Origin of the sequence: Arthrobacter sp. 08Y14 (assembly GCF_002929455.1) — a bacterium.
In the GTDB taxonomy this organism is placed as follows: Bacteria; Actinomycetota; Actinomycetes; order Actinomycetales; family Micrococcaceae; genus Arthrobacter_B; species Arthrobacter_B sunyaminii.
Genome location: NZ_PJIX01000002.1, coordinates 1,244,891 through 1,270,364 on the forward strand (window position 1 = coordinate 1,244,891; position 25,474 = coordinate 1,270,364).

The window sequence follows — 25,474 nt, forward strand, 5'->3', positions numbered from 1 at the left end:
TCACATTCCAATGGGAAGATTAATGTCACACTCTCTTCGGCAACTGCATATTAGCTCGCTCCAGATCTTCGGCAAAGTCCACCTCGACTGCATAAAACGCGCTTATGTCGACTGGCATGATTTCAACTCCGTCTTGAGCGATGGCTAGTTCCATTCCCCGCTCAAAATAGTCTTGATCATCAACCTGTTCAAGACGCGCTATCAGTGCTTTCTTATGGCCTGAAGAGACGTAGTTGATGCCCACAGCTTCTCCGAGGCCACCGCGAACTGTTTTAGAAAGCTCTTTGACAAATCCTGACGAGTCCAAGGTGTATTTGATTTCCTCTTCCGAAACGGATGAAGTATCCACCGCCACAAACGAATCATCACTTACGATGTGCTCTTTTAGATACTCAAGCATCTGCGGATCAAAAACGACGTCTCCATTCATCCATAGCACGCCGCCGTCAAATGAACTATTCAGGGCCTTAAGTAGACTTTTAGACGTGTTGGTTAGATCAAATGCTTCGTTGTAGACGAAGCATGCGTCCGGCATATGTTCCATAATTTGCTCGAGTTTGTAGCCCACTACGATAGTCAGCCGAAGCTCATCACCGAATGCAGCTCGAAGATTTTCCACCTGCTGCGTCAGGATGGTCCGGCCGTCGTCGAGCTCAGTCAGAGATTTAGGATGTGGTCGAGCCAGACGGGTCCCCATCCCTGCTGCGAGTATTACGGCTTGTACTGTCATAGCGTCGTCCTGCCCTCGGAAGAAGTGTCTTGAGAGGAATATCCCCATAAGTACATACGGCTTGCCTGCCGCACGACCCTAGTGATGCAATATCGTTTATTCCTTGTCCTAGGGTACGCGTGGAGGAACAAAAGACGAATTCTTCTCCTGCACCACAAATCAAGGACGGCACCGTAGAGTCATGTCGCAGCATAACCTTTGACAGCCAGGGTGCAAGCGTACTGATCTATTCGAGCGGTGCGTGCTCACTCCCCGGGTCTTCACTTTTTGGGCGCAACGCATGCATGCGTTCCCAATTGCCTGTTGTGATGAGTGGAGCCCTGCGTTGTTTGTCAGCCTACAGTTGGTTATCCCCGCAGATGCGTTTCTGGAGTCCAAACATCGTGAACAACTCTGGCAGCAGCAGCGCCGTCATCGGCCGACGCGTAACGGGCGACAAATTCCTTGTACCGGAGGGAATAATGCTCTGAGCGTGCTCCATCGGAAAGGATTGCTGTCATCAACTCGGCGGTGCTGTCTGTTATAGGTCCGGGTGACTGTTCCGCGAAATCACAGTAAAAACCCCTTTCCGCGTCCCGGTAGTGGGTAAGGTCCGGCGCCAGAAAGTACATCGGTTTGCCGGTCACGGAGAAATCGAACATGGCGGACGAATAGTCAGTTACCAGGAGGTCAGCCGCCAGATAAAGGTCGTTCACCTGCGGGTACGTGGTCACGTCGAGGTAGAGCCTCTGTCCGGTGGTCTTCCGCCGGCCGGCAATCTTATGGTGTCCGCGATACAGCAGCACATAGTCCGCGCCCAGACGTGTCTCCGCCATTTTGAAATCCAAATACGGATCCGTCGTGGAGGCGCTGTCCCGCCATGTGGGCATATAGAGGAGCACCTTCTGCTCCGCAGCAATTCCCAGACGCTCTCGTACTTCCTCCCGGCGCAAGGGTGCTGATACATCTGCCAGAGTGTCATTGCGCGGATACCCGAGAACGGCGGTACGGCCGCGGTAACCGAAAGCAGCCGCCAACGTGTACGCAGCGAATTCATTCTGCGCGAGCAACATATCCCAGACCTTTGCTTCCCGCTGGAGCAGGGCACGGTAGGAGGCTGTTGTTCCGGCGATGGGGGTATCGAACCCAACGCGCTTGAGGGGTGTCCCGTGCCAGGTCTGCAGATAGAACTGTTCCGGACGCTTGCGGAAATAGTGCGGAAAGTTGTTGTTGTTGACCAGGTAGCCGGCAGTGGCGAGCAGGCGGAACCATTCCCGGCTTTCCCGCAGCACCGGCGTGCAGTTCTCCGGGACCGGGACGGAAAAGTCGGCCACCGTCCAGTAGCGCCGCAGATCAGGTCGACTGGAGCCCAGGACGTCACTGATGGCGCGGCCGCTGTCCGAGCAGGACTTGCCGTCAAAGGTCTCAAAGAGCACGGTGGCAGGATCCACCGTCTCCGTGGACTGGCAATAACTAGCGATCAGCCGACCACGGCCCAGGGCGCTGCGGTCACCCGGAACGCGCGGAGCCGAGACCCGCAGCACCAAATCCTCGTCGTTCCCCTCCCCCACCAGTTCCAAGTCCGCCAGCTCCCGCCGGGCTCCAAGTGGTAGCTGGGCGCGCAGTTGTCCCATAGCCTGCACCCGGACATGTCCGTCCCGTCCGGAGTCCTCCGCCACGGCACAAAGCACCCGGTAATGGCCCGACTCCAAAGCACCGTCTCCCAGTCCCCACTTGTCCTGAGTCAGGGGGAACTCTGTGCGGAAACGGTGACCCTCGCCGTCCAACCACGCAGTGGAAAGTGGCCGGACCTCATTGCGTGCCGTTCTGAGCAACACTTCCGGCAGCGCAGGGCTAGGGATTCCCCCCGTCCTGCTGAGCCGTCCTTCTAAGACCAGCGTGGCACCGTCTCGGCCGACCTCCGCGCTGCTCAGCGTCACGCGGACGGGCCGGAGCACAATCTGTAGGTATCCGTAACCGGTGCACTCGGCGCGCAGCGCGGCAGCGGGATCCGAAGCCGCGGTCAGCTCGGCGCCTGAACCTGCCCAGCCCACCGGTTCCGTTCTGCCGTTAGGCAGGACGGCCGTGACGGTCCAGCGTTTCTCCTGTCCACCGGCAGTGGAACCGACGGAACTCATGTCAACTTCAAACGAAGTGCCGGAAGTATCCGTTGCTTGGAGTTCCAACGAAGGCCCTCCCTGCACCTCAAGATGCAATGCCGACGGCGTGATCCCGCGTTCGGGGTCGAAGCTGACGGTCACAGTGGTCCCGGCCAGTTCAAGGGTGGCGGCGCAGGAATAACGAACCCGCTTGAGCCTGAGGCCTTCAGTACCGTCCATCAGCCCAATGATGCGCGTGCGCTCATTCACCAGCGGGCCCACCGGCAGACGTCGCGGCACCGTGTCCGCGTCCCTGCTCCGGACCAGCCCGGACACGGAAATCTCACCGAACCGCATGGTCACTTCCAGCGCCCACTCCCCGACGCCGCGGGATTGCAGCCCCAGCTCCGGCAGTTCTCGCGGATCCACCGTCGCGGTGAAAGCGGCTCCCGCGTAGGACATCCAGCGGTCGGCCGCAACACCGTCGATCCGGGGGTCCTCCCCCCGGATCACCGCGAGCGCGGAGCTGTTAGTGGAACCGGCTTGTTGAAGCCTGACCTCCAAGGTGCACTCTGCCGGGTCGATTCCGGGAAGGTAGGCCCATCCACGGAGCTTAAGCATCCCGTCTTCGGTCCAGGCGAATCCCGTCAGCCGGGTTGCCAGCGGCAGGTCCGCCATGGTCAAGCGGAGCAGCGCCGGGTCAACAGGGTTGCTGAGCATCGGCAGGTATGACGGCTCCGCTCTCAGGTCATTGATGGTTTCGGTGTGGCGCGTTGTGGAAAGGCGGTAGCCGTGGCCGTTGTCCTGCAAATCCGCCAGGACCAGCAAGACATCGCTGCGGCGATTGTGTGCCGTCAGCCAGAGCAGCATCCGTTGATGAACGCCGGGCAATGCATACAGGGCTTGACGCCCGGCCGGAGCCGGCAGCACGCCGGCAACAAACTCCTGAAGAACTTCGAACCGCTCCGGTCCGCAGTGCTGCAAATAATCCAGGTGGGCATTGAGTTCCCCCAGCCGCTGCCGGTGCCAGTGCTCCGCCGCTGCTTCGTGAGCATCAGCGAGTACGACGGCGGCGGCAGATGACACCTGTGCCAGCCATTCACGCAGTACGGCCGAATCTGCTTCCGGCACGGGTGCGGGCGGCAGCTCCGGCGCCAGGCAATCTGCCGCTTCCGCCGGCTGCCGGGACGCGGGATCCGGGTCGGCTCTTTCTCTCAGCTGCTTCACGCCCCGCTTCAGCCATTGCGCGGCCTTCACTCTGCGGCACCCGGCGGGTTGGCATGCTGGTCCAGAGACTCCTGCTGGTGCCAGGGACGTCCCAGATTCTCCACCGCCACGGTGATCCGCTCACACGAGCGCGAGTCCCAGAAGGGGAAGGTCTCCCGAACCCGCTCCTCATACATCTCTTCGCGGGCGAGTCCCCCGCGGACGATGCGCTCCAGTTCTTGAATGGCACTGTCCACGTTGTCAGTCACCGGACCAAATCCATGCCGGGAGTAGTCGAAATATCCCTTGCGGTACACGTGCTTGCCGCGGAAAATTTCGTCGCCGTCGAACTGCAGGTAGATGAGGTTGCTGCCGGCATACGCGGCATCAAAGGCAATGGAGGAGTGGTCGGTAATCATGGTGTGGGCTTTGGTCAGCTCGGCTTGGACACTCACGTCCCGGTAACGCGCGGGGCGCACAAACTCGGGAAGGTCCAGGTAGGGCACCACGAATTCGAACTCCGGGTGGGGCATGAAGACCACGTCCATATCCTCGTTCGCGCTCAGTTCCTTCAGCTCTGCTGAGCGCAGCAGGGCCATCCAGGTGCCCCCGAAGTCGGTCGCTTCGAAGGCCCGGGCGGCCTCTTCCGGGGTAGCGCAGACTTCAATGACCTTTTTGACGTACTGCCGCCAGGTGGGTGCGATCAAGACCTGGCGGCGTTGCTTCACCGGCGAGGCCAGCGCCGCGGTGCGCAGCGCGTCATACCGGGGCAGCCCCACGAGCTTCGCCTGGTGGCTGGACAGCCGGTACACACTGTTGTTGCCCGCGATGGATTCGTGCTCGCCGCGGGTGGTCGTGACCATGGCAGCGATGTTCTTGCCGTTGATCCACCGGGACATGTCATCCTTGATGACACCGTGCTGAAGGTAAACGAATTTGGCGTTGCCGCTGCCAAAACGCTCGCGGTTCACCGGGTATTCGACGTTCCAGTTGGCGTGTGACGAGAGCTTATAGGCGGCGTTCAACACCAGCAGCACGGCTTCGTCCGAGCCGTAGGGAACCACCTTGAATCCTTCACCTTGCAGACGGTGCCAGTCCGCACAGTCCTGGTCAATCACGAAGAAGGCGTTGATGTCAGGGCGGTGCTTCATGAGGTAGCGGTAGAGGTGCTCGGCATTGTCATCAGCCCGGTCAATCCGGTCCATCAGCAGCCAGGCATCCTGGTACCGCGAGCGCACCGGTTCGGTGGAGGCCCGGCGGATCAGCACCTGATCTGCCGCAGCACGCTTTTTGGCTGCGGCTGCTTTGAGTTGCCGGCAGAGCACCCGGTTTATTGCTAAGGCGGCTGTCCGGGAGCGGGACTGTCCTGACAGCACCTGCCGGACGGTAAGTCCAGCACGGGCACGCGCGACCCGCCGGGACACGCGGCTTCCGCCCATTGTCTTGGTTAGACGACTTGTCTCCCGCCCCGCAGCGAGTTGAAGGTAAGGGGCAGGCTCCGGCTTGCGCCCGGGCTGCAGCGGCACTCTGCGGTCCGTGGCCGGAACCGCTTTAGCGCCATCAAGCACAATCTCGGTGCTCTCCCCCGCTGGCAGAACAAGGATCCGCTCACGGATCAGGACTTTACCCAGCACCCGATGTTCGAGCACCTTGGCGGCCACCGGAATCCGGGAAACGCCGTCCACTACGTACTCTTCCTGCGGCAGGTTCCCCTGGTAGAGGTAGTTATAGGTGGTGACCTGCTGCTCTGGATCGGTTGCCCCCTCCACCACGAGAGGAACAGCGTTACGGATGCCCTTGTAGTAGGTGCGGAGAATATTGTGGAAGAGCCACCCCTGGCTGACTACGCTGAACGTGTTGATGACGTCTTCGTCAATCAGGGAGATGATGCTCTCCAGCAACTCATGCATACGGTCTTGCTGCTCGGGCGTGGCCGAGCCGGTGTCGCTGTGCATGCGCTTGTCATCAATGTAGAGCCACACCAGGTCGTAAAGCACCATGTACTGGGCCCAGTGCGGAACCCTTCCGGCGCTGGAACGCACGGCCTCGAGCATACCGAGCCAGCCGTACTGCGGCAGGTCGCTGTACGCACGGGGATCGCTCCAGGTCCCCTGCACCAGTGACGCTCCGCCCTGGCGTTGCCGGCGGTAGTAGTAGCTGGCTGATGCAACGAGGCCGACCACCGGGCGGCCGACCACCGCGAGGTAACGGCCGATAAGATTCGCGTCCTCGAATTTGGGACGGATGCGTTCATCAAAGCGAAGCTTATGTGCCTCCAGGACTTCCCTGCGGAGGAAGGTGGTGGGTCCGTGCATATGGAAGTATTCCGGGTTCAGGTCAAGGTCAACCAGCAGGTCCCCTTGGCGGAACTTGCGGTTCAGCAGGTGGCCCTGTGACGTCCGCAGCGAAGAGTCGTTGAACTGCACGAGCCGGCCGGTGAGCATTTGTGCGGACTGTTGGATATCGCGGCTGATGAACGCGGCAATCCGTTCAAAATAGTGCGGGTGGAAGGCATCATCGGGGTCGCAGAACGTCACCCAGGTATTCCGGACCAGGTCCAGCCCCACATTGCGCGCTGATCCGGGGCCGCCGTTGTCTTTACGGACCAGGCGGACGTTGGAACGGCCCTGCGCCCACTCGGTCACCAGCTGGGCTGACTCGTCGGTGGATCCGTCATCGATCACCACTATGTCCAGATCCCCGACCGGATAGGACTGGACCTCCAAGGATTTCAGGAACGTCGGCACGTATTCCGCCACGTTGTACAGCGCCACTACGAGGGAAAACTGGCCCTTAGCCACGTTGAACTCCTGTTGGGTTTTGGGAATGAATGGGGGCTGGCAGCAGTGCAGCGGACGCCGCGGCTGCCGCTGTGCCTTGTTCCGCGGACGTAAAACGATCCGCAATGCGGCTCGACGCCGGTTCGCCGGCGGGCACACTCTGGGCCAGCGCAGACACGAGTTCATCAGTATTGGACGCCGCGGGCAGCAGCCCGAAGACCTCGGAGGGGTCAGCATACAGGCCGCGCGACTGGCGGTACTCCGCCAGATCCGGAACCAGCAGCACAATCGGCCGGCGGAGCACCGCGTAGTCGAAGATCGCCGAGGAGTAGTCAGTGACCAGGACGTCCGAGGCCAGATACAGCTCATTGACTTCCGGATAATCGGTCACGTCGATCGCAGCGGGATGACTCTCAATCCGGCGCTGGCCGGCAACGTTGTGGTGGCCGCGGATCAGGAAGGTCCAGCCGGGGCCCAACCGGCGGCTGGCTTCGGCCACGTCCAGGAAACCCACCCAGTCCGACCGGCCGGCACTGTCCCGGACACTGTCGCGCCAGGTGGGAGCGTAAAGCAGCACCTTCTGGTCAGCCGGTATACCGAGCAGGGTCCGCACTCTGTTCCCGGTCTCCGCCGCATTCGGATGCAGCAACGGATCGTTGCGGGGATACCCGGCTGTGAGCACTTCACCCGTATAGCCGAGTGCCTTCGGGAGCACACCGGCGGCAAAGTCATTTTGCGCCAGCAGCAGGTCCCACCACTGCGCTTCACGGGCCATCAGGTCACGATAGGACAGGGAGAGCACCCGCTGTGGCACATCCAACCCAATCCTTTTCAGCGGCGTGCCGTGCCAGGTTTGCAGATAGAACTGACCGGGTGACTTGCGGAAGTACCAGGGGAAGTTGTTGTTGTTGACCAGCCGCCGGGTGGAGGCCAGTTGCCGGTACCACTGAGCCGATCCCTGAAGCAGGGGCACCGCGTACTCTGGCACCGGCACGGAACGGTCCGCGACGGACCAATACAAAGGTTCCTCAAAACTATTGGCGGCAAGGTAGTCCGAAATAGCCCGCGGACTGTCCGTGCAGCTCTTTCCACCAAAGCTCTCAAAGAAGATTCCGGGCGTGAGTTCCGGGGACGGGTCCGTGCCGAAGACCTCGCGACGCAGCCGGTACTGGTGGAAGGTCCCCACCTCATCCGCGGCCAGTGGAGCAGCGATGCTGACGGCCATGGCCCCTGCCGCCGTCCGCAGGCCGCGCACCCGCGCCGCGGGCAGCAGGCCTGACTGAAAGGATGAGGCCGTGTCTTCGGTAACTGCAACAGCCGGATCCGACTGGTCCGGCTCGCTTCCCCCAGCATTCCAGCGCAGGGTGTAGGAGCCCGACGGCGGCGCCGGCAGCTCCCTCCCCCACCGTGTGACGGTGAGCGGGAATTTCAGCCGCACCCCGCCGTCGGGCAATGCAGTGGCGTCTCCTGCCGGAACCTGGAAGCGAGCCGTGACCAGGGCATAGGCAGCCGTCAAAGGAGCGCCGGCCACAACGATTTCAATGGCATCGCCTCCCGGTTCGGCGGAGAAGGCCGTTGCTTCGGGACCGTTGGCCCGGGACTTCCGGTCCGCTCCTGCCGGCGCCGGCAGGAGCACAGTCCGCTCGGCTCGGTGTCCGTCCACTTCCGCGCGCACGGTCAGCTCCGCTGGCAGCGGCGCGTCCAAATGCAGGGAAAATGCGGAATCCGCGTAGCTGCAGTTCCGGTCCCCGGAGGAAACATCCAACTCCGGGTCGGTGCCGCGGCGAATCTGCAGCGGCTGGAAACCGCCGGCCCCGGAGATGCCCACGGCCAGCTGCACGGCGGTGCGGCGCAGGTCCACGTTGCGCAGGTAGGCGTATCCGCTGACGGTGGCACCGCCGTCGTTCGCCGTAACGGGCGGCTCAAGCGCGGTCACCAGTTCAAGGTGCCGGGCATCGACTTCCAGGAGTTCCCGGTCCACGGGCTCAGCCAGCACCTGCAGGAGCGGCGGCTCAGCGAAAATCCGTCCCTGGTCAAAGACGAGCGGGCAAGAAGTCCCGTTATTGATCCGGTCCACTAGGGCGCGCCGAAGCTCCTCACGCCTGCCCTCGGACGTCAGCTGCAGCAGCACCCGTGCCTGCGGATCGAGGTCCCGCTGATGCGTCTGCCCGGCTGCGCAGAGCTGCCGGACACCCTGCCGGAGCAGCTGCCAAAACTCCTCGCCGACGTCCGGAACCTGTTCAATATAAGGAATGAGGTCCGAACCGAGCAGCCGCCGGTGCCAGTGTGCCGCAGCCGGTGCCGGCGCCTCCGCCTCAAACAGCGATGTGACGTCACCGGCCACGGAGAGCCGGTCCCGGAGGTCTTCGATCAGGTATTTGGCCTGAGTGATGGAGGAACCGTCCTCCCGGATCCGCCACCAATAGACCACATCCGGCAGCACGTCGAAGGACTCTGCGCGCAGGTAGGCCCGGGCTGTGGTCTCCTGGTCCTCGTACCGGATGTTCTCCGGCATGGCGCCCACCTGCCGGTCCCAGAAGTCCCGGCGAAAGACCTTGTTCCACAGGAAGACGTTGTCGATAACCTCTGGAATGTCTCTGACGGTAACGCGGGTCCGCGTCCGCGCGTGGATACTCTCGGCCAACCGAACCGGCGTCTTCCTGCTGCCGCGGATCCGTCCGTAGGATCCCACGCAGAAATCGGACCCGGACGCTGCCAGCGACGCCATCATGACCTCGTAGGCATAGCCGGGAACAACGTCGTCGGCGTCGGCAAAGGTGAGGAACTTTCCGCGTGCGGCAGCAATGCCGGTGTTCCGGGCCCGTCCGTTGCCGCCGTGGGGAAGTTTGATGAGGCGAATCCGCGGGTCATATTTGGCGTACCTGCCGGCCACCGCTGCGGATTTATCAGTTGATCCGTCATCCACCACAATGATGTCCAGGTTTGCGTAGCTCTGGTTCAACAGGCTGGTGAGGCACCGGTCCAGATACGGTGCCACGTTGTGCATGGGCACCACTACGCTCAGCAACCCGTGGTCCGGCCGGCTGCTGCGCCCAACGGTGCGGCGAATCCGCGCCTTTAGCGCCGGATGCAGATCTGCCCCGGCGGAGGCGAACCGTTTGGCGAGTCGGTTCATGCCGTGGTGCGCCAGAATCCCCTGGTATCGATGACAGCCTTCCCGGCAAGCTGTTCGGGGCGGATTTCCCGGAAGGTGTCGTGGTCCACCAGGAGGACAACGGCGTCAGCAGCAGCTATGGCGTCATTGGTGACGACGGAAGTTACGTTCGGCAGCGGGGCCAGCTCATCGGGAAGGGCGGCTCCGAGGAAGGACCGTCCCACCAGAATCTGCGCCTGGGGGTTTTCCAGGGCCAGCCGGCGGACAATTTCCACTGCGGGAGATTCGCGGGTGTCGTCAATGTTCGCCTTGAAGGCCAGCCCCAGGGCCGCGATGACGGGAGCTTCCATCCCGTCAACGGCTGCCGTCACCTCGGCAATAACGTGGCCTGGCTTGGCGTCGTTAACCTCGCGCGCCGTGCGGATCAGGCGGGAATTCTCCGGATCCGCGGAAACAATGAACCAGGGATCCACGGCAATGCAGTGACCGCCGACCCCGGGGCCGGGCTGCAGGATATTCACCCGCGGATGGTGGTTGGCCAGCTCAATAAGGTTCCACACGTCAATGCCCAGGTTGCCGCTGATGACGGAGAGTTCGTTCGCAAACGCAATGTTGACGTCCCGGTAGGCGTTCTCCACCAGCTTGGCCATTTCAGCAGTGGCAGCATCAGTGAGGTGGATATGCCCCTGGCAGAACCTGCTGTACAGGCCGGCGGCGGCGGTGGCAGCCTCCGGGGTCAGTCCGCCGATGATGCGGTCATTGGTGACCAGCTCGATCATGATCTTTCCGGGCAGCACACGTTCGGGACAGTGGGCAAACAACACCGTTTCCGTGCCGCCGTTCGCCTCAGCGGACAGGTCAGGACGCAGCGCCAGAATCACGTCCGCCATCCGGCGGGTGGTGCCGGGAGGCGAGGTGGACTCGAGGATGACCAGGTTGCCGGGACGGATCCGGGCGGCAATATTGCGGGCGGCCTGCTCCACATAGACCAGGTCAGCAGTCTTGTCATCCTTGAACGGCGTGGGCACGGCCACGATGTAGGCGTCAGCTTCCGGCATGCTCCCCTGCGCCGTGAGATGCCCCTGGCTCACCGCACCGGCCACATGGACCCCCAGATCGGGTTCGATGAACGGCACCCGGCCTTCGTTGACGGCCTCGACAGTGTACGGATTCACGTCCACACCGATCACGTGCAGTCCTTTGCCAGCCAGGATCGCGGCGGTGGGCAGGCCAATATAGCCAAGGCCGACGACGGCGACCGTGGAGACTTCTGTGGCGGCCTCCCCGGGATTATATGTCTGTGTGTTCATGCGGTCCCCCATAGAATTTCAGGTCAGAGGACGCCATCAGGGCGGCGTCCTCTACCTGCCATGTGTGCCCGGTTGCTTCCCGGACCTGAAAGTAGTTGAAACGGTCTGATGAGTAAATGCGTTTGCCCGCGGCTGCAGCCTGCCGCAGGAAGCCGGTGTCTTCGCCCAGCCCCAGCGCGGGGAAGGGCAGCTCCAGAACCAGGCTCCGGCGGGCCATGATGGTGGGGCCCATGACGAAGTCCGTGTACCGGTGTTCCCGGTGTCCAAACCGGAGCACTGTGGCGTTGGAGGTGCGCAGGTGCATGTAATGCGCCTGTTTGCCCACAATGTCCGCGCCCGAGTAGTGCAGTGCGTGCAGCTGGTCGCTGAGGTAGTTGGGGCCGTAGTGGTCGTCGTCGTCCATTTTGGCCACCACCTCTCCGGTGGCGGCAGCGGCGCACCTGTTCAGGCACTCCCCCAAAGAAACGTCGCGGCCGGCCGTCAGCAGCTGCACCTTGGCCAGTCCGTGTGCAGCCTGCAGCTGTTCGAGCCGCCCCGGTTCCAGTTCGAATCCGTGGGTCAGGAGCACCAGTTCCACGTTGACGTTCCGTTGGCGGGCGATGGTGGCGAACAGGCTGTCCAGTTGGTGCGGGCGGATGGTGGGCACCAGCGCCGAGACGCTGGGCCGGCTCAGGGGGCGGGTACGGTCCGGCAGCGCGGCCGCCAGAACCGCTTCCGCGCGGTGTGCATAGGTGTGCTGCTCCCAGATGCGGCGCTGGGCAAGGTGCACGGTCCTGTCGTTGTACTCCGGGTTGGAGGCCAGGCCACGGCTCAGTGCGGCAGCTTCCTCCCGGGTGGATGCCACCGGAACCTCCGTGGGAGCGAAGAACTGCTCCACGGCCGCGCTGGGCGTACTGATCACGGGGGTGCCGGCTGCACTGATTTCGAAAATACGCCGGGCACACATGCTGGGTGAATCCACCACGGAGTTCACGTTGAGGAACACTTTGTACGCCTTGTAGGCGGAGAGCATCTGCGGGTAACTCAGGGAACCCACCACCCGGGTGTCCAGGGGTGCCGGGAACTGATAATTGGTGTCCCCGCCGAGCTTGCGGGAAAAGATCTCCAGCCCGGTGGCAAGTTTTGCCGACGCGTCCATGGCCCCGCCCAGGAGCAGGTCCATCTGGTGCCGGCGCTCCGGATACTTGTGCGCAAAGTACATACCGGCGAAGGCTATGTCCCGGGAGTGCCGGCCGTGCCGGGGACGCACCGGGTTGTGGATGGCCGGCTGCGCGGCAAAAGGAAGCACACCAATGTTCCCGTGGCCGAGGTCCTGCCGGTAGAAGGGGACCCGGCGTACGTCGGAGGTAAAGACATGGTCAAAAAGGGCTGCTGCAGGCAGAAAATCCTCGTAGTGGGGCGGATCTTCCTTGTTCCAAAAGACCGTGGGGATGCCGTTTTGGCGGCTCCACTGGAGCAGTTCCACGAGTTCGGGAGCAGGACCGGACGGACCGGCGAGTTTCCCGCGCCAGAGCCGGTTGTTGCCGGCCCAGGCCGATTCGATGAAAACCAGGTCCACCGCTGTAGCTGTCATCTGCTGCTGCCAGGATGCCGGATCCAAAGCCACGGTGTTCCACTCATGGGCAAAAGCCATGGCGGAGAATTCGTCCAAAATGACACCGACTGTAAGGTCGCTCCTGCGCGGCGCCGGCGTGGGCAGCGAGGCTGCGGGGATGGATAACCGGCGTGCTGAACCGCGGCCTATCCACCCGGCTTCCACTCCGCGGGCGTTGGCGGGATCCGCGAAGCTACGCTCTGCCCGGCTCCGTATTCTCCATTCCTGTACCTGGGCGGGACCACCGGCGCGCAGGTGCCAGAGTCCGGTGCGGACATCGGCAAGCAGTCCCACCTACTGCGTCCTCATGCTGCGGCGGCCGGTGGAACGCTCCATCACGCGGGTGACAGTCAGGGATTCCATGGCATCGGTCCGGATTTTCGCGGCACTGATGTTGTTGCCCTTGGAGAGGTGCCGGGTGAAGTCTTTGTAGGCATTGACGACTGCCTTGGGCTCGCCGTCCATCAGCAGGTCCCCTTTGTCGATCCAAACGACGCGGGTGCACATTTCCAGGATGGTATCCAGGCTGTGGCTGACCAGGAAGACGCAGCCGGCCTTGCCGCGCAGTTCATCCATCCGTTTTTTGCTGCGGTCGGCGAACTGCGCGTCACCGGTATTCAATGCCTCATCAATGAGGAGGATTTCCGGATCGATGCTGGCGGCGATGGCAAAGCGGAGCCTGGACGCCATCCCGGAAGAGTAGGAGCGCATCGGCAGGTGAATGGCCTTTTCCAGGCCGGAGAGTTCGACAATTTCATCAAACTTCTCAGCGATCTGCGCCTTGGACATTCCCATGGCCAGGCATCCCAGCACCACATTGTGGTCGCCGGGCAGTTCGGGAACCAGCGCAGCATTGACTCCCAGCATGACCGGGGTGCTCACGGCGTAGACGGCCCCTTTAGTGGGTTTGACCTGCCCGCTGATGAGTTTCATGAGGGTGCTTTTGCCGGACCCGTTGCGGCCCACAATGCCAATTGATTCGCCGCGGACCGCCACCAGCGACATGGGGTTCAGCGCGTTGACGGTGACCAGGTTGGGTTTTGCCATCACGCGTCGCAGAAGTCGTGCGGTGCCGCTGGACGTGTCATCCGCGGCCGGTGCTTCGCTGGACGGCACGCGGTAGCGCATGCTCACTTCATCGATGACGATGCACGGGTCCTCGCGAAGATATTCCAGGTCCTTAACCGCGTCCATAGGTTTCCTCCGCCCGCCAGAAGTAGACGGACCCAATGGCAAGCGCGCCAAGTGCCCAGCAGCTGAGGACGGCCCAGGACTGCCAGTCCGGCACTGTGTTGTAAAGCAGCACGTCACGGACGATGTCCAGGACATTGAACAGCGGGTTCAGTTGAATGATTTCGAGCAGGACCGGCTGGTCGATGAAGCGTTCGTAGGAGTAAAAGACTGCTGAAGCGTACATCCAGGCCCGCAGGGCGAAGCTCAGGAGGTGCACCACGTCATTCACCTTGGAGATCACCCGGGCCAGGATCAGGCCCACGCCCAGATTGAAGATGCTCTGCAGCAGCAGAGCCGGAATGATCAGCAGCCCCAGCCAGGAGATCTCCTCGGTGGGCGGGATCACCAGGACAATGAGCACCATCACGATGAACACCGGAATGTTGGCGAGCAGCTCGCGCAGGTTTACTGCAATGGGCAGGGTGGCCCGAGGAAAGGAAAAGGCTTGGATGACGGCCCGGTTCTGCTGGATGGACCGGCCGCCGTTGGTGATGGCGCGCGAGCTGTACTGGAAGAGGAAGATGCCGATCACGAGGTAACCGATGAAGTTCTCAATGCCTCCCCCGGTGCCCAGCAGCAGCCCGAAAATCAGGAAGTAGGTCAGCCCGTTCAGAACCGGGTTCAGGATCAGCCAGATGCTGCCCAGCCGGTCCCGGCGGTTTCCGCTCTGCACCCGTGACTTGGCGTCATAGAAAATAAACTCGCGGTAATTCCAAACCTGGACAACGTAGTCCACAAAACCCGGGCGCGCGCCCACGCGCTGCAGTCCCCGGACATCCACGGACAACGGTTTCACCTGGACTTCGGACGGGGAATCCGTCTGCGAGCCGGACTGGGGATCCGCCTTGATGCCGGCCATCAGGACGCTGCCGTCAGAGAGCCGTACTTCTCCACGCAGAGCTCCGCGTTGGCATGCCAGGTCCGGGTGGCCAGAACGTGCTGGCGCCCGTTGACACCCATCCGGGTGCGCAGATCGGCATCGGCCAGCAGGCCGTCCAGTGCTGCCGCAAGGGCCGCCGGGTCACCGGCAGGCGCTAAGGCACCGTTACCGCCGTCGTTCACCAATTCCCGCAGCGCCGGCAGGCTGCTAGCCACCACGGGGGTGCAGCAGGCCATGGCCTCCACGGGTTTCAACGGGGTAACCGCTCGTGTCACGTTCAGATCCTTCCGGGGCACCACAAAGATGTCGAGTGCCTGATGATACAAATGTGCGTCCTGACGGGATACACGGCCCGGGAAAACCACCCTGCGGTCTATCCCCAGCTCGGCGGCGAGCGCCTTCAATCCGGGTGCCGCCACGCCGTCGCCGGCGATGAGGCAGGTCAAAAGCGGATACGTCGGTGCAAGCACGGCGAAGGCCCGCAGCAGGTCGTCCAGGCCTTCATAGTCAACCAGACTGCTCACGGTTCCAATAATCTCGGTGTCCGCGGGCAGCCCGAGCTTTACGCGGGCTTCCCGCGGCGCCAGCGGGGCTTTCAAGTAAAACTCCCCCACCGCGTTGGGCAGGAGCACAATCTTGGCCGGGTCCACTCCGGCGGCGGTAATCTCCTCGGCCATCACCGTGCCCAGAGTGGGCACCAGCGAAGCACGGTTCATGATCCGGGCCTCGGCGGCTTTGAAGTCGAGGTACCGCTGGCTGCTCCGGGCCTCCTCGGGTCGGGTGGATGCCCAGGTGTCAGCCAACTGACCGCGGACCTCGTACACCCATGGAATACCGAGGGCTTCCGCCACGGCGGCGGTGACCAGACCGTTGGTGAAGTGCGTGGTGGTGTGCAGCACGGCGGGCCGGAGTACCCGGGCCAGTGCAAGCATGTCCTCGGCCTGGCGCTGCAGCCGGCGGTCCATGCCGAAAGGCATCCGGGCCGGAAGCAGCCGGTGGTACGCCACGCCGTCGATCACGTCCGTATCCCCGGCCCCCAGCTTGCCCACCTGCACGGGATAACCCAACCGGGTCACGGCATGGACGTTCCAGCCCAACTCCAGCTGGGCTTTGAGGATGGAGTGCGTCCGCTGCGCATAACCGCTCTGGGTGTGCGGCAGCGAATTGGTCAGGACATGGAGCACCGTCCGGGGCTCCGCCTGATACCCCGGTACCGGCGCAAGCTTTGGCTGCCAGCCAGCGAATACCCGTGCCTCGGCCGCGAGGCGGCGCTGCTGGGCGAGTTCCCGGCGGGATCCCCCGTCCAGGGCACTGACCGCTTCGCGGGTGTTGCCGTTGTACCAGTTCAACCGGGCCGCGGTTCCCCGGCGGCCTCCGGCAGCCGGCGGGACGTCTTTCAGGAGCTCGGCAGCAAGGTCCGGCAGTCCGGCAGCCGTGGCCAAATCCGCCATCCGCAGGCGCTGGCCGTCGCGGGCGCCGCTCTGCCCGCAGGCACGGAGGTTGGCTTCCAGCCTTTGCTTGTCCCCGCGGAGCAGGGCGTCCAGCGAGGCCAGGGTGCCCCGGCCGGGGACACGGGCTGCCGCGTCCAGCAGCGGGCGCAGTACGCGGGGAGGAAGACGGCGGGAGATTTGGAGCGCCAGGACCACCGGATCGTCGCCCAGATGTTCGACGGCGGTTCCGCCGGCCAGCCGCAGATTGCGCACAAGTGTGCTGAGATGATTCACGGGGTGGACACCCCGTCCACCAGGGTGGTCAGCAGTTCGGCGTAGGCGTCAGCCAGGGCATCCACATTGGCATTGTCATGAACCCAGTCCCGTCCGGCCGTTCCGGTCAGCAGCCTGGACCTGTTCGCCGCGAGTTCGCGCCACAGCTCGGCAACCTTTTCGGGGTGGGCGGACACCACGTCACCGGCTCCGGATTCTTCGATGATCTTGCGCGCCTCGCCCAGCACTATCCCGGTCACATGCCGGCCGACCGCGAGGACTTCATAGGTCTTGGACGGAATGGTGGTTTCAAAGGACTTCCAGTCATCCCGCAGTGACACCACGCAGGTGTCCGCGTGCCGGTAGTGTTCCATCACTTCGGCGCCCACGGCCGGATCGTGGAACACCACCGGGGCGTCCAGTTCCCTGGCGAGGGCTATCAGTTCCCGGCGCTGCACGCCGTGTCCCACCATGCTCAGCCGCACGCAGTCCCGGGCCAGGGCGGCCGCACGGATCACGATGTCCAGCCGCTGGCTCTCGCCGTGGTTGCCGAGATAGAGCACGTTGAGGAAGTCCGACTGCTCCGGCGGCGGCATCAGCAGCTCGCGCACTGACACGTCAACGCCGTTGCTGACGGTAGCCACGTTGCCCAGCCCGCGGTCCCTGAGCGTCTGCGCGAACCCGTAGGTCACAGTGACAACAAGGGCGGCCCGGTCCTGGATTCCCATGATGATGCGCTCGGCCAGGCCCTTTGCACTGCCCGGAACCAGCCGCGCGTCGCGGGCAATGTCCGGCCAGGCGTCCCGCATGTCCACCACCAGCGGTGTGCGCAGCAGCCGTGCAGCGAGATAGCCGGAACCCAGGATCGGCAGGCTGGGGACGGTGACAATCACGGCGTCCGGCTTGGGGCCCAGAAGCGCAGCCGGAACGCTGCAGGCTGCTGAAAAAAGATGGTCCGCCAGGCGCCCCAGCCGGGTGGTGCGGTGCCAGAGGTAGGGGACCCGTCGAATCTGTTCCCCGTAAACGCCGGTATCACGGCGGAAGGCGCGGCCCGCTTCTGTCTTGGGCAGTGTGCGCCGGCCATGGGGTGCGTGCGCTACGGGAGCTACGACGTCGACATCCCAGCCCCGCTGACGGAACGAACGGATGATCTGGGTCCAGCGCCGCTGCGGAGGACTGTGCTCCGGTGAGTAGGAATGGGTGAGTAAGAGTACCCGCAAAACTACCCCCAGAGTTGTGCTGTGGCTTGGACCACTGTATAAGACCGTGACAGTCTATCCCTACTGTCCGTTATCTGGTGAAAGCGGCCTTCGCCGAGGATCCGCGCAGCTTAATGTAGTAGAGGGCACCCACTCCGATAAGTCCCAGAATCACCAGGGTGCGCACCAGCCATCCGTTGCCGTCCGGCCCCTCACTGTCGCTGCTGGGCGCCGCTGCCAGCATGCTGGGCGAGGCGGTTGCCGACGGCGTGGGGGTGGCTGTCGGGGAGGGAGACGCGCTGGCCGTTGCGCTGGCAGTGGGCGACGGCGACGGCGACTCCGTAGGCGACGGCGTGGGGCTGGCCGTCTCCTGGTCATCGGCGATCTCGGTCACGAGGCCGGTTGCAGGGTCCCAGCGGAAATTCGTGTACAGCATGCTCCCGGCTTCGATCAGGTAGCCGGTGCCTGCCTCAATCAGCCATCCGGTGCCCGGGTGAATCAGGAGACCCGTGCCGGGATCAATAACGTATCCGGTGGCGGGATCAATGGCCGGTGCCAGCGGAGCAGGGGCCGGCGCAGGCTCGGGTTCCGGAGCCGGCGGCTCGGGAGCGGGTGCAGGCGGTGCGGGTGCCGGTGGCGGCGGTGCCGGCGTTTCAGAAGGCGGCGGCTGGACGGGGTTTGTTGGCGCTACCGGCGCGGGGGTTTCGGGCGGCGGGGTCTGGACCGCGGATGCGGGAGCAACAACCACTGACAACACGAGCACGGCAGCTGCCGCGCCCATTCCTGCGCGACGCGCCCCAGCTGCAAAACCCACGTTGTTATCCCCTATTGGTTGCGGCCAGGTATTCCCCCATGGCGTCGGTGTCCAGTGCTTCCGCTATCTCAGCGATCGCAGCTGCGTCCTTGACCACAATAGACTGTCCGTCGCTGGAGGTTCCGGCCCCCAGAGTCGGCAGCGTGAACATCTCGATGTTTCCGCCGCGCACGTTGCGCAGGGAGAAGGCCAGCTGTCCGGCGGCTGCGGCGTTCAATCCCTCGTCCACGCTGAGATAGGGAGAGATTTCGGAGACGGAGCGGCTGATCTTCACCGGGTTCAGCAGAGTCTCCTTGGACAGTGCCGAGGAGACGAGTCCGCTGATAAACGTCTGCTGGTTGCGCACCCGCTGGTAGTCGCCCTCGGCAAAGGCGTGACGCTCCCGGACGTAGTTCAGGGCCGAATCCCCGTCCAGGGAAACAACACCGGCCGGAAAATAGTCATCGGCAATGCTGGAGGAGAAGGGCACCGGGTTATTCACGTCCACTCCCCCCAGCGCGTCCGTCAATCCCTTGAACCCCTCAAAATCAATGATGGCCACATGGTCAATGGGTGCATCGAACATGGTCTGGACTGCGTCCACCGCCAGCGGCACCCCACCCAGAGCCATAGCGGCGTTGATCTTCTGCTCACCGTAGCCGGGGATGTCCGTCCAGGTGTCGCGCATGATGGACATGACGTAGGCGGTGCTTCGGTCCCCCGGTATGTGCACCAGCATCATGGTGTCGGAGCGGGAGGCCTCGGATCCGGGGTCCCTCTCGTCGGTGCCGATCAGCAGGATGTTCTGTGACTTGCCGGCCCTCGGATCCCTGAGCGGGCTGTCGGCGGGAAGCGCGTTTTCGATGGTGGTGGTCCCGCTGTCAAAGCTGCGGGCCAGGCTCCAGAGGTAGCCGCCGGCCACCAGGGCAACGGTGAGCAGCAGGACCAGGAGCACCACGGCGGTGGTGCGGACGGGATGCCGGCGGCGTGCGGCGGGCTGCTCGTAGTCCTGAAGAAACTGCGTCACAAAAAACTCCCTGAAGTTAACGAGTAATGAGCTTAGCGCCCGGCGGCCGGTTCGCCGATTCCGTCCGGACGGCCGCAGGCAGATAACCTTGTAGGCATGTTCTCCTCCCGCGTTGCCTTTTCGGCGGCCGTTCTTGCCCTTGCCGCCGGTCTCAGCGCCTGCACTCCCATTGCCGACGTAGAACCGGCTCCGGATGCTGCCAACCCGGACTGCGCCACCATTATGGTGGCTCTTCCCGCCGAGCTGGCGGATCAGCAGCAGCGCGAGACGGACAGCCAGGCCACTGCAGCCTGGGGAGAACCTGCCAAGATCATTCTGCGCTGCGGGGTGCCGGTTCCGGGACCCACCACCGATCAGTGCGCCACGGTGAACGGCGTGGACTGGATTCTGCGGGAAGACGAGTCCACCTGGACCGCAACGACGTACGGCCGCGAGCCGGCGGTTGAGGTCCTTTTCAACCCCGAGGAGGTTTCCTCCTCCACCCTGCTGGTGCAGCTGGAAAACTCCATCACGCGCATTGAGCCCACCCGCGAGTGCATCAGCAGCAACGATCTCGAGCTGCCGGCGCAGTAGGCAGCTGCCTACTGTGCCGCGCCAGCACAGGCCGTACCGTCAGCGCAGGCCGGTTTTGCGCTCCAGTGCCAGCGAAATCAGTTCATCAATCAGTTCCGTGTACGGCAGGCCTGACTTTGCCCACATCTGCGGATACATGCTGATCGGCGTGAAGCCGGGCATGGTGTTGATTTCGTTGATGATCAGGTCCCCGACCGGCGTGTAGAAGAAGTCCACCCGGGACAGCCCTTCGCCGCCAACGGCTTCAAAGGCCAGGCCTGCCAGCTCCCGGACCCGTGCCGAAATGTCCTCCGGCAGGTCCGCCGGACAGCTCAGCTCGGCGGCGGCCCCGTCCACATATTTGGCTTCAAAGTCATACCACTCGTGTTCGCCGTGCTGCACCGCAATTTCACCCGGTGAGCTGGTGCGGGGATCCTCGGTGCCGCGGCCCTGCAGGACAGCCACTTCAATTTCACGTCCCACGATGCCGGCTTCCACCACTACCTTGGGATCGTGTTCACGTGCCGTCTCGATGGCGGCACGCAGGTCCGCGGGGTTGGTGACACGGGTGATACCCATGGAGGAACCGGCGCGCGCCGGTTTGACGAACAGCGGGAACGCGAGCTTGGAGGCCCGTTCCAGGCAGGACCCGGAATCTTTTTCCCATTGCCGGTCGGTGATGACCTCGTACGGCCCCACCAACAGGCCGGCTGCCTCAAACACCACCTTCATGTAGTGCTTGTCCATGCCGACGGCCGAAGCCAGCACCCCGGCACCGACGTAGCGGATGTCCGCCATTTCCAGCATCCCCTGCAGGGTTCCGTCTTCGCCGAACGGGCCGTGGAGTACCGGGAAGACAACGTCGATGCGGCCCAGGCTGCGCGGCAGCGTATCCTCCGCGTGGACCACCAGTTCCGAGCCGGTTCCGTCCGCGGACAGGACAACGCTCTGCTCACCGGGAACCACTTCCGGGAGGGATTCCGAGCGCAGGGACCAGGCTGCGGGGTCAGCGGACACCAGCGACCACTGGCCGTTGCGGGCAATGCCCACCGGAACGACGTCGTACTTGGTCCGGTCAATGGCTTCCAGGACGCCGGCTGCGGTCACGCAGCTCACCGCATGCTCGCTGGAGCGGCCGCCGAAGAGGACGGCCACCCGGGGGCGGCGTCCTGCGGTTTCGCCGTCTGTTGTCTCGGAGAACAGGGGATTTATGCTCACTGCGCGTGCACACCTTCGGATTTCAGCTCGCGGGACAGCAGGCGCGGCCCCAGTTCATCAACGGAGATGGCGCCCTGCAGGACGGCCACAACGTTTTCGGTAATGGGCATGTAAACGCCCAGCTGGGTGGCGCGGTCCAGGACCGCCTGCGCGGACTTGATGCCCTCGGCGGTCTGCTTCATGGACGCGTTGACCTCGTCCAGGGTCAGGCCCTGCGCCAGCAGGCGGCCCGCCGTGTGGTTGCGGGACAGCGGAGAGGAGCAGGTGGCAATCAGGTCACCCATACCGGCCAGGCCGGACATGGTTTCGGCATCTCCGCCCAGGGCCAGCGCCAGACGGGTGGTCTCGGCCAGGCCGCGGGTCATCACGGAAGCCTTGGTGTTGTCCCCCATGCCCTTTCCTTCGCAGATGCCCACGGCGAGGGCAATAACGTTCTTGACGATTCCGCCGATTTCCACGCCCACCACGTCGGTGTTGGTGTACGGACGGAAATAGGGTGCGGTGCAGGCCCTGGCTATCCAGGCGGCGGTTTCCAGGTCCGAGCAGGCGACCACCGAGGCGGTGGGCTGCCGGTCGGCGATTTCCATGGCCAGGTTCGGCCCTGAAATCACCGCCACCCGTTCCTCGGGCCAGTGCAGTTCCTCTTCGATCACCTGGCTCATCCGGGAGTCGGTGCCCACCTCCAGTCCCTTCATCAGGGAGACGACGACGGCGCCTGCCGGGATGAGGTTCCGAATGCTGCGCAGCTGGGCGCGCAGTGTCTGGGCCGGAACGGCCAGCACCACCAGTTCAGCGCCGGCCAGCACTTCAGCCGGATCCGCGGACGCGGTCAGGTTCGCCGGCAACACCGTGTCCTTCAGGTATTGGCTGTTGCGGTGCCGGTCGTTGATGTCAACGGCGATTTCCGGGCGCCGGGCCCAGACCCGGACGTCGGTTGCCCGGGAAGCACCGGCGTCGGCCACGATCTTCGCGAAGGTGGTTCCCCAGCTTCCAGCTCCGAGAACCGCCACCACCTGCGGGTGTGTGTTGCTGCGCCAGCTCATTTCTTGTCCGTTCCGTCCTGCTCAAAGTCTTTGTGCTGCTCAAAATGCCTGCCGGTGACTGCCTGTCCATGGACGGCCGGATCCCAGCGGGTGATAGGAGGGGTTTCATCCCGCAGTTCCGCCACCAGTGCGGTCATGGCAGCCATGATGCGCTCAGTGGCCGTATCCAGCAGCGTCTTGGTCATCGGCTGCCCCCGCAGGTCCGAAAGGTCCACGGGTTTGCCCACCCGAATCCGTACCGTCTTGCGCGGGAACGGATGGATGCGCTTGCTGTAGCGCGGAAAAACGGCTTCGGCTCCCCAGTGCGCCACCGGAACCACTGGGGCTCCGGTCTGCAGGGCGAGCCGGGCTGCGCCCGTGCGGCCGCGCATTGGCCAAAGGTCCGGATCCCGGGTCAGCGTGCCTTCGGGGTAGACAATGAGCGCCCCGCCGGCATCGATGACTGTCCGGGCGGCCTTAAGGGACGCCGAAGCGCCGCTGGTGATGCGTTCAACGGGCACCTGGTTGGTGGCGCGCAGGGCGGCCCCCAGCACCGGCACCTTGAACAGTGAAGCCTTCGCCAGGTAGCGGGGCATGATCTTCTGGTTGTAGAAGAAGTGCCCCACCACCACCGGGTCGATCTCCGTCACGTGGTTTGGGCAGGCAATGAACCCGGTGTCCCGGGGAAGGTTCTCCAGCCCTTCCCACTGCTTGCGCATCAGGAGGTTCATGACCGGCCTCATGCTCCCCGCCAGCAGGGCGAAGGCAACGCGTGACTTGATCGACTCAGCCATGGCGCCGGTTACTCGGCGCCGGCTGCGGCAGCAACCGGTGCGGCCGGCACTGCCGCCACATCGAAGTCGGCGCCGAGGCCTTCCAGCTTGTCCAGGAAGTGCTCGTAGCCGCGGTTGATGAGTTCAATTCCGGTGACGCGGGAGGTGCCCTCAGCAGCCAGGGCCGCGATCAGGTGGCTGAACCCGCCCCGAAGATCCGGAATGTCAATCTCGGCGCCCTTGAGCTTTGCCGGACCGGAGATGACTGCCGAGTGCAGGAAGTTCCGCTGTCCAAACCGGCAGGGTACGCTGCCGAGGCATTCCCGGTGAACCTGGATGTTCGCCCCCATGCGGATGAGCGCGTCAGTGAAGCCAAAACGGTTCTCATACACGGTCTCGTGAACAATGGACACACCCTGCGCCTGGGTCAGTGCAACCACCAGCGGCTGCTGCCAGTCGGTCATGAAGCCCGGATGGACGTCCGTTTCCAGGACCAGCGGGTGCAGTGCGCCGCCGGGGTGGTAGAAGCGGATGCCGCCGTCGTCGACGTCGAAAGCGCCGCCGATCTTGCGGTAGGTGTTCAGGAACGCCGTAAGGTCCTGCTGGGAGGCACCTTCCACGTAGATGTCGCCCTTGGTGACCAGGGCGGCGGAGGCCCAGGAAGCGGCCTCATTGCGGTCCGGCAGGGCCCGGTGGTTGTAACCGGTCAGTTCGGTAACGCCCTCGATGCGGATCACCCTGTCGGTCTGGACCGTAATGATCGCGCCCATTTTCTGCAGGACGGCAATGAGATCCAGGATTTCCGGTTCCACGGCGGCACCGCGCAGCTCGGTGATACCGGCTGCTTTCACCGCGGTCAGCAGCACCTGCTCGGTTGCGCCGACGCTCGGATAGGGAAGTTCCAGCTTGGCGCCGGTGAGTCCCTTGGGCGCGGAAATGCTGATGCCGCCGGGGCGCTTTTCCACTACTGCACCGAAGTTCCGCAGCATTTGCAGGTGGTAGTCAATCGGGCGGTCCCCGATTTTGCAGCCGCCAAGGTCAGGAATGAAGGCCTCGCCGAGGCTGTGCATCAGCGGCCCGCAGAGCAGGATCGGAATGCGGGAATCGCCGGCGTGGGCGTCAATGTCCTTGGACGCTGCCGTTTTGGCGTTCTGCGGATCCATGGTCAGGTCCCCGGTGACGGGATCCTTGGTCACTTCAACGCCGTGCAGCTGCAGCAGCGAGGTGACTACCTCAACGTCCTTGATTTCCGGAACGTTGCGCAGCAGTGAAGGGCTGTTGCCCAGCAGTGCCGCAACCATGGCTTTGGGAACGAGGTTCTTCGCTCCGCGGACGGGGACTTTTCCTGTGAGAGGAACTCCACCACGGATGGTTAGAACGCTACCCATGAACACCTAATTTCTTTATCTGGATTGCCCCAACAGCAAAGAGAGACTGCACTCAAGCATAGGAGCAAGCGTCCACATACTGAAATATCGCCGCCCCGCCGGAGGGGCTTTTTTCCGCAGTCCTGCACGTGGTCCCGGCCACGCATAAGGCGCCGGTTCTCAGCATGGAAAAGGCGATAGGCCCCCCGAATGGGGGGCCTATCAATGATACTGAGCGGCCAACCGCGACACGAAACCGGAGCCGGGGCAATACCCTTGGCGGGACTGTTTAGGTGCGCGCCGGAAGCGTTGTCGGCTTGAATACCGGGCGCAGTGACTCGAAACGTGTGATATCCGACTCGGTGCGCAGCGTAAGGGAAATGTCATCCAGTCCCTCGAGCAGCCGCCACCGGGTGTATTCATCAATGGTGAAGGGGGCCGTGACGGCGCCGCAAATGACTGTGCGCGATTCCAGATCCACGGTGACTTCGGTGCCCGGAGAGTTTTCGAGCACCTTCCAAATGAGTTCAATGTCATCCTGCACCAGCTGGGCAGCCACCAGGCCCTGCTTGCCGGCATTGCCCCGGAAGATGTCCGCGAAGCGGGAGGACAGCACCGCCCGGAAGCCGTAGTCCTTCAGGGCCCAGACGGCGTGCTCGCGGGAGGAACCCGTGCCGAAGTCGGGTCCGGCCACCAGGACGGATCCGGCACTGTACGGCTCCTTGTTCAGGATGAAGTTCTCATCCTTGCGCCAGGCGGCAAAGAGCGCATCTTCGAATCCGGTCCGGGTGATCCGCTTGAGATAGACGGCGGGAATGATCTGGTCGGTGTCCACGTCGCTCTGGCGCAGCGGCACGCCGATGCCGGTGTGGGTGGTGATCTTCTCCATGGCGG

At 63.6% G+C, this 25,474-nt stretch carries 18 protein-coding genes; 1 reads left to right on the forward strand and 17 read right to left on the reverse strand.

Going from position 1 to position 25,474, the window contains the following annotated elements; genetic code table 11:
- Positions 1 to 25: 25 nt before the first annotated feature.
- From CXR03_RS12335 to CXR03_RS12395, 12 genes are all read right to left on the reverse strand, one after another.
- Positions 26 to 730, reverse strand: coding sequence for an NTP transferase domain-containing protein (locus CXR03_RS12335; RefSeq protein ID WP_104103994.1), 705 nt, complete (start codon positions 728 to 730; stop codon positions 26 to 28).
- Positions 731 to 1,077: 347 nt separating this feature from the next.
- Positions 1,078 to 4,035: a CDP-glycerol glycerophosphotransferase family protein gene (locus CXR03_RS12340; RefSeq protein ID WP_146070504.1), complete on the reverse strand. Its 2,958-nt coding sequence runs from the start codon at positions 4,033 to 4,035 to the stop codon at positions 1,078 to 1,080.
- Positions 4,036 to 4,061: 26 nt separating this feature from the next.
- Positions 4,062 to 6,815, reverse strand: a complete 2,754-nt coding sequence (locus tag CXR03_RS12345; protein ID WP_181034571.1) for a glycosyltransferase — start codon at positions 6,813 to 6,815, stop codon at positions 4,062 to 4,064.
- Complete coding sequence (locus tag CXR03_RS12350; protein ID WP_104103997.1) at positions 6,808 to 9,930, reverse strand: CDP-glycerol glycerophosphotransferase family protein; 3,123 nt, start codon at positions 9,928 to 9,930, stop codon at positions 6,808 to 6,810. The genes CXR03_RS12345 and CXR03_RS12350 overlap by 8 nt, the downstream gene beginning before the upstream one ends.
- The gene (wecC, locus tag CXR03_RS12355) at positions 9,927 to 11,219 is read right to left on the reverse strand and encodes a UDP-N-acetyl-D-mannosamine dehydrogenase (RefSeq protein ID WP_104104134.1); all 1,293 of its coding nucleotides are present in this window, start codon (positions 11,217 to 11,219) and stop codon (positions 9,927 to 9,929) included. The genes CXR03_RS12350 and wecC overlap by 4 nt, the downstream gene beginning before the upstream one ends.
- Positions 11,200 to 13,107 (reverse strand): glycosyltransferase, encoded by a 1,908-nt coding sequence (locus CXR03_RS12360; protein WP_104103998.1) that lies wholly within the window; start codon positions 13,105 to 13,107, stop codon positions 11,200 to 11,202. The genes wecC and CXR03_RS12360 overlap by 20 nt, the downstream gene beginning before the upstream one ends.
- Positions 13,108 to 14,007 (reverse strand): ABC transporter ATP-binding protein, encoded by a 900-nt coding sequence (locus tag CXR03_RS12365; RefSeq protein WP_181032497.1) that lies wholly within the window; start codon positions 14,005 to 14,007, stop codon positions 13,108 to 13,110. It abuts the gene before it with no gap.
- The gene (locus CXR03_RS12370; RefSeq protein WP_104103999.1) at positions 13,994 to 14,905 is read right to left on the reverse strand and encodes an ABC transporter permease; all 912 of its coding nucleotides are present in this window, start codon (positions 14,903 to 14,905) and stop codon (positions 13,994 to 13,996) included. Before CXR03_RS12370 ends, CXR03_RS12365 begins: the two co-directional genes overlap by 14 nt.
- The gene (locus tag CXR03_RS12375; RefSeq protein ID WP_104104000.1) at positions 14,905 to 16,650 is read right to left on the reverse strand and encodes a glycosyltransferase; all 1,746 of its coding nucleotides are present in this window, start codon (positions 16,648 to 16,650) and stop codon (positions 14,905 to 14,907) included. Before CXR03_RS12375 ends, CXR03_RS12370 begins: the two co-directional genes overlap by 1 nt.
- Entirely contained in the window at positions 16,647 to 17,849 is a 1,203-nt protein-coding gene (locus CXR03_RS12380) for a glycosyltransferase family 4 protein (RefSeq protein ID WP_258073612.1), read from the reverse strand. Before CXR03_RS12380 ends, CXR03_RS12375 begins: the two co-directional genes overlap by 4 nt.
- 70 nt (positions 17,850 to 17,919) lie before the next feature.
- On the reverse strand, positions 17,920 to 18,642 hold the full coding sequence (locus tag CXR03_RS18315) for a hypothetical protein (protein ID WP_181034572.1): 723 nt from the start codon (positions 18,640 to 18,642) through the stop codon (positions 17,920 to 17,922).
- Between the two features lie 4 nt (positions 18,643 to 18,646).
- Positions 18,647 to 19,648: an LCP family protein gene (locus tag CXR03_RS12395; RefSeq protein WP_104104002.1), complete on the reverse strand. Its 1,002-nt coding sequence runs from the start codon at positions 19,646 to 19,648 to the stop codon at positions 18,647 to 18,649.
- A gap of 96 nt (positions 19,649 to 19,744) precedes the next feature.
- Here CXR03_RS12395 and CXR03_RS12400 point away from each other — a divergent pair, with 96 nt between their 5' ends.
- Positions 19,745 to 20,221, forward strand: a complete 477-nt coding sequence (locus CXR03_RS12400; RefSeq protein WP_104104003.1) for a DUF3515 domain-containing protein — start codon at positions 19,745 to 19,747, stop codon at positions 20,219 to 20,221.
- Positions 20,222 to 20,260: 39 nt separating this feature from the next.
- Here CXR03_RS12400 and CXR03_RS12405 read toward each other — a convergent pair whose 3' ends face one another.
- The 5 genes from CXR03_RS12405 to leuD form a co-directional block, all read right to left on the reverse strand.
- On the reverse strand, positions 20,261 to 21,403 hold the full coding sequence (locus tag CXR03_RS12405) for a D-alanine--D-alanine ligase family protein (RefSeq protein ID WP_258073631.1): 1,143 nt from the start codon (positions 21,401 to 21,403) through the stop codon (positions 20,261 to 20,263).
- A gap of 11 nt (positions 21,404 to 21,414) precedes the next feature.
- Positions 21,415 to 22,461 (reverse strand): NAD(P)H-dependent glycerol-3-phosphate dehydrogenase, encoded by a 1,047-nt coding sequence (locus tag CXR03_RS12410; RefSeq protein WP_104104004.1) that lies wholly within the window; start codon positions 22,459 to 22,461, stop codon positions 21,415 to 21,417.
- The gene (locus CXR03_RS12415; RefSeq protein WP_104104005.1) at positions 22,458 to 23,234 is read right to left on the reverse strand and encodes a 1-acyl-sn-glycerol-3-phosphate acyltransferase; all 777 of its coding nucleotides are present in this window, start codon (positions 23,232 to 23,234) and stop codon (positions 22,458 to 22,460) included. The genes CXR03_RS12410 and CXR03_RS12415 overlap by 4 nt, the downstream gene beginning before the upstream one ends.
- Positions 23,235 to 23,242: 8 nt before the next feature.
- A complete protein-coding gene (murA, locus tag CXR03_RS12420) occupies positions 23,243 to 24,601 on the reverse strand; it encodes a UDP-N-acetylglucosamine 1-carboxyvinyltransferase (RefSeq protein ID WP_104104137.1) in 1,359 nt (452 codons plus the stop codon).
- Between the two features lie 268 nt (positions 24,602 to 24,869).
- A complete protein-coding gene (gene leuD, locus CXR03_RS12425) occupies positions 24,870 to 25,469 on the reverse strand; it encodes a 3-isopropylmalate dehydratase small subunit (RefSeq protein WP_104104006.1) in 600 nt (199 codons plus the stop codon).
- Positions 25,470 to 25,474: the final 5 nt, after the last annotated feature.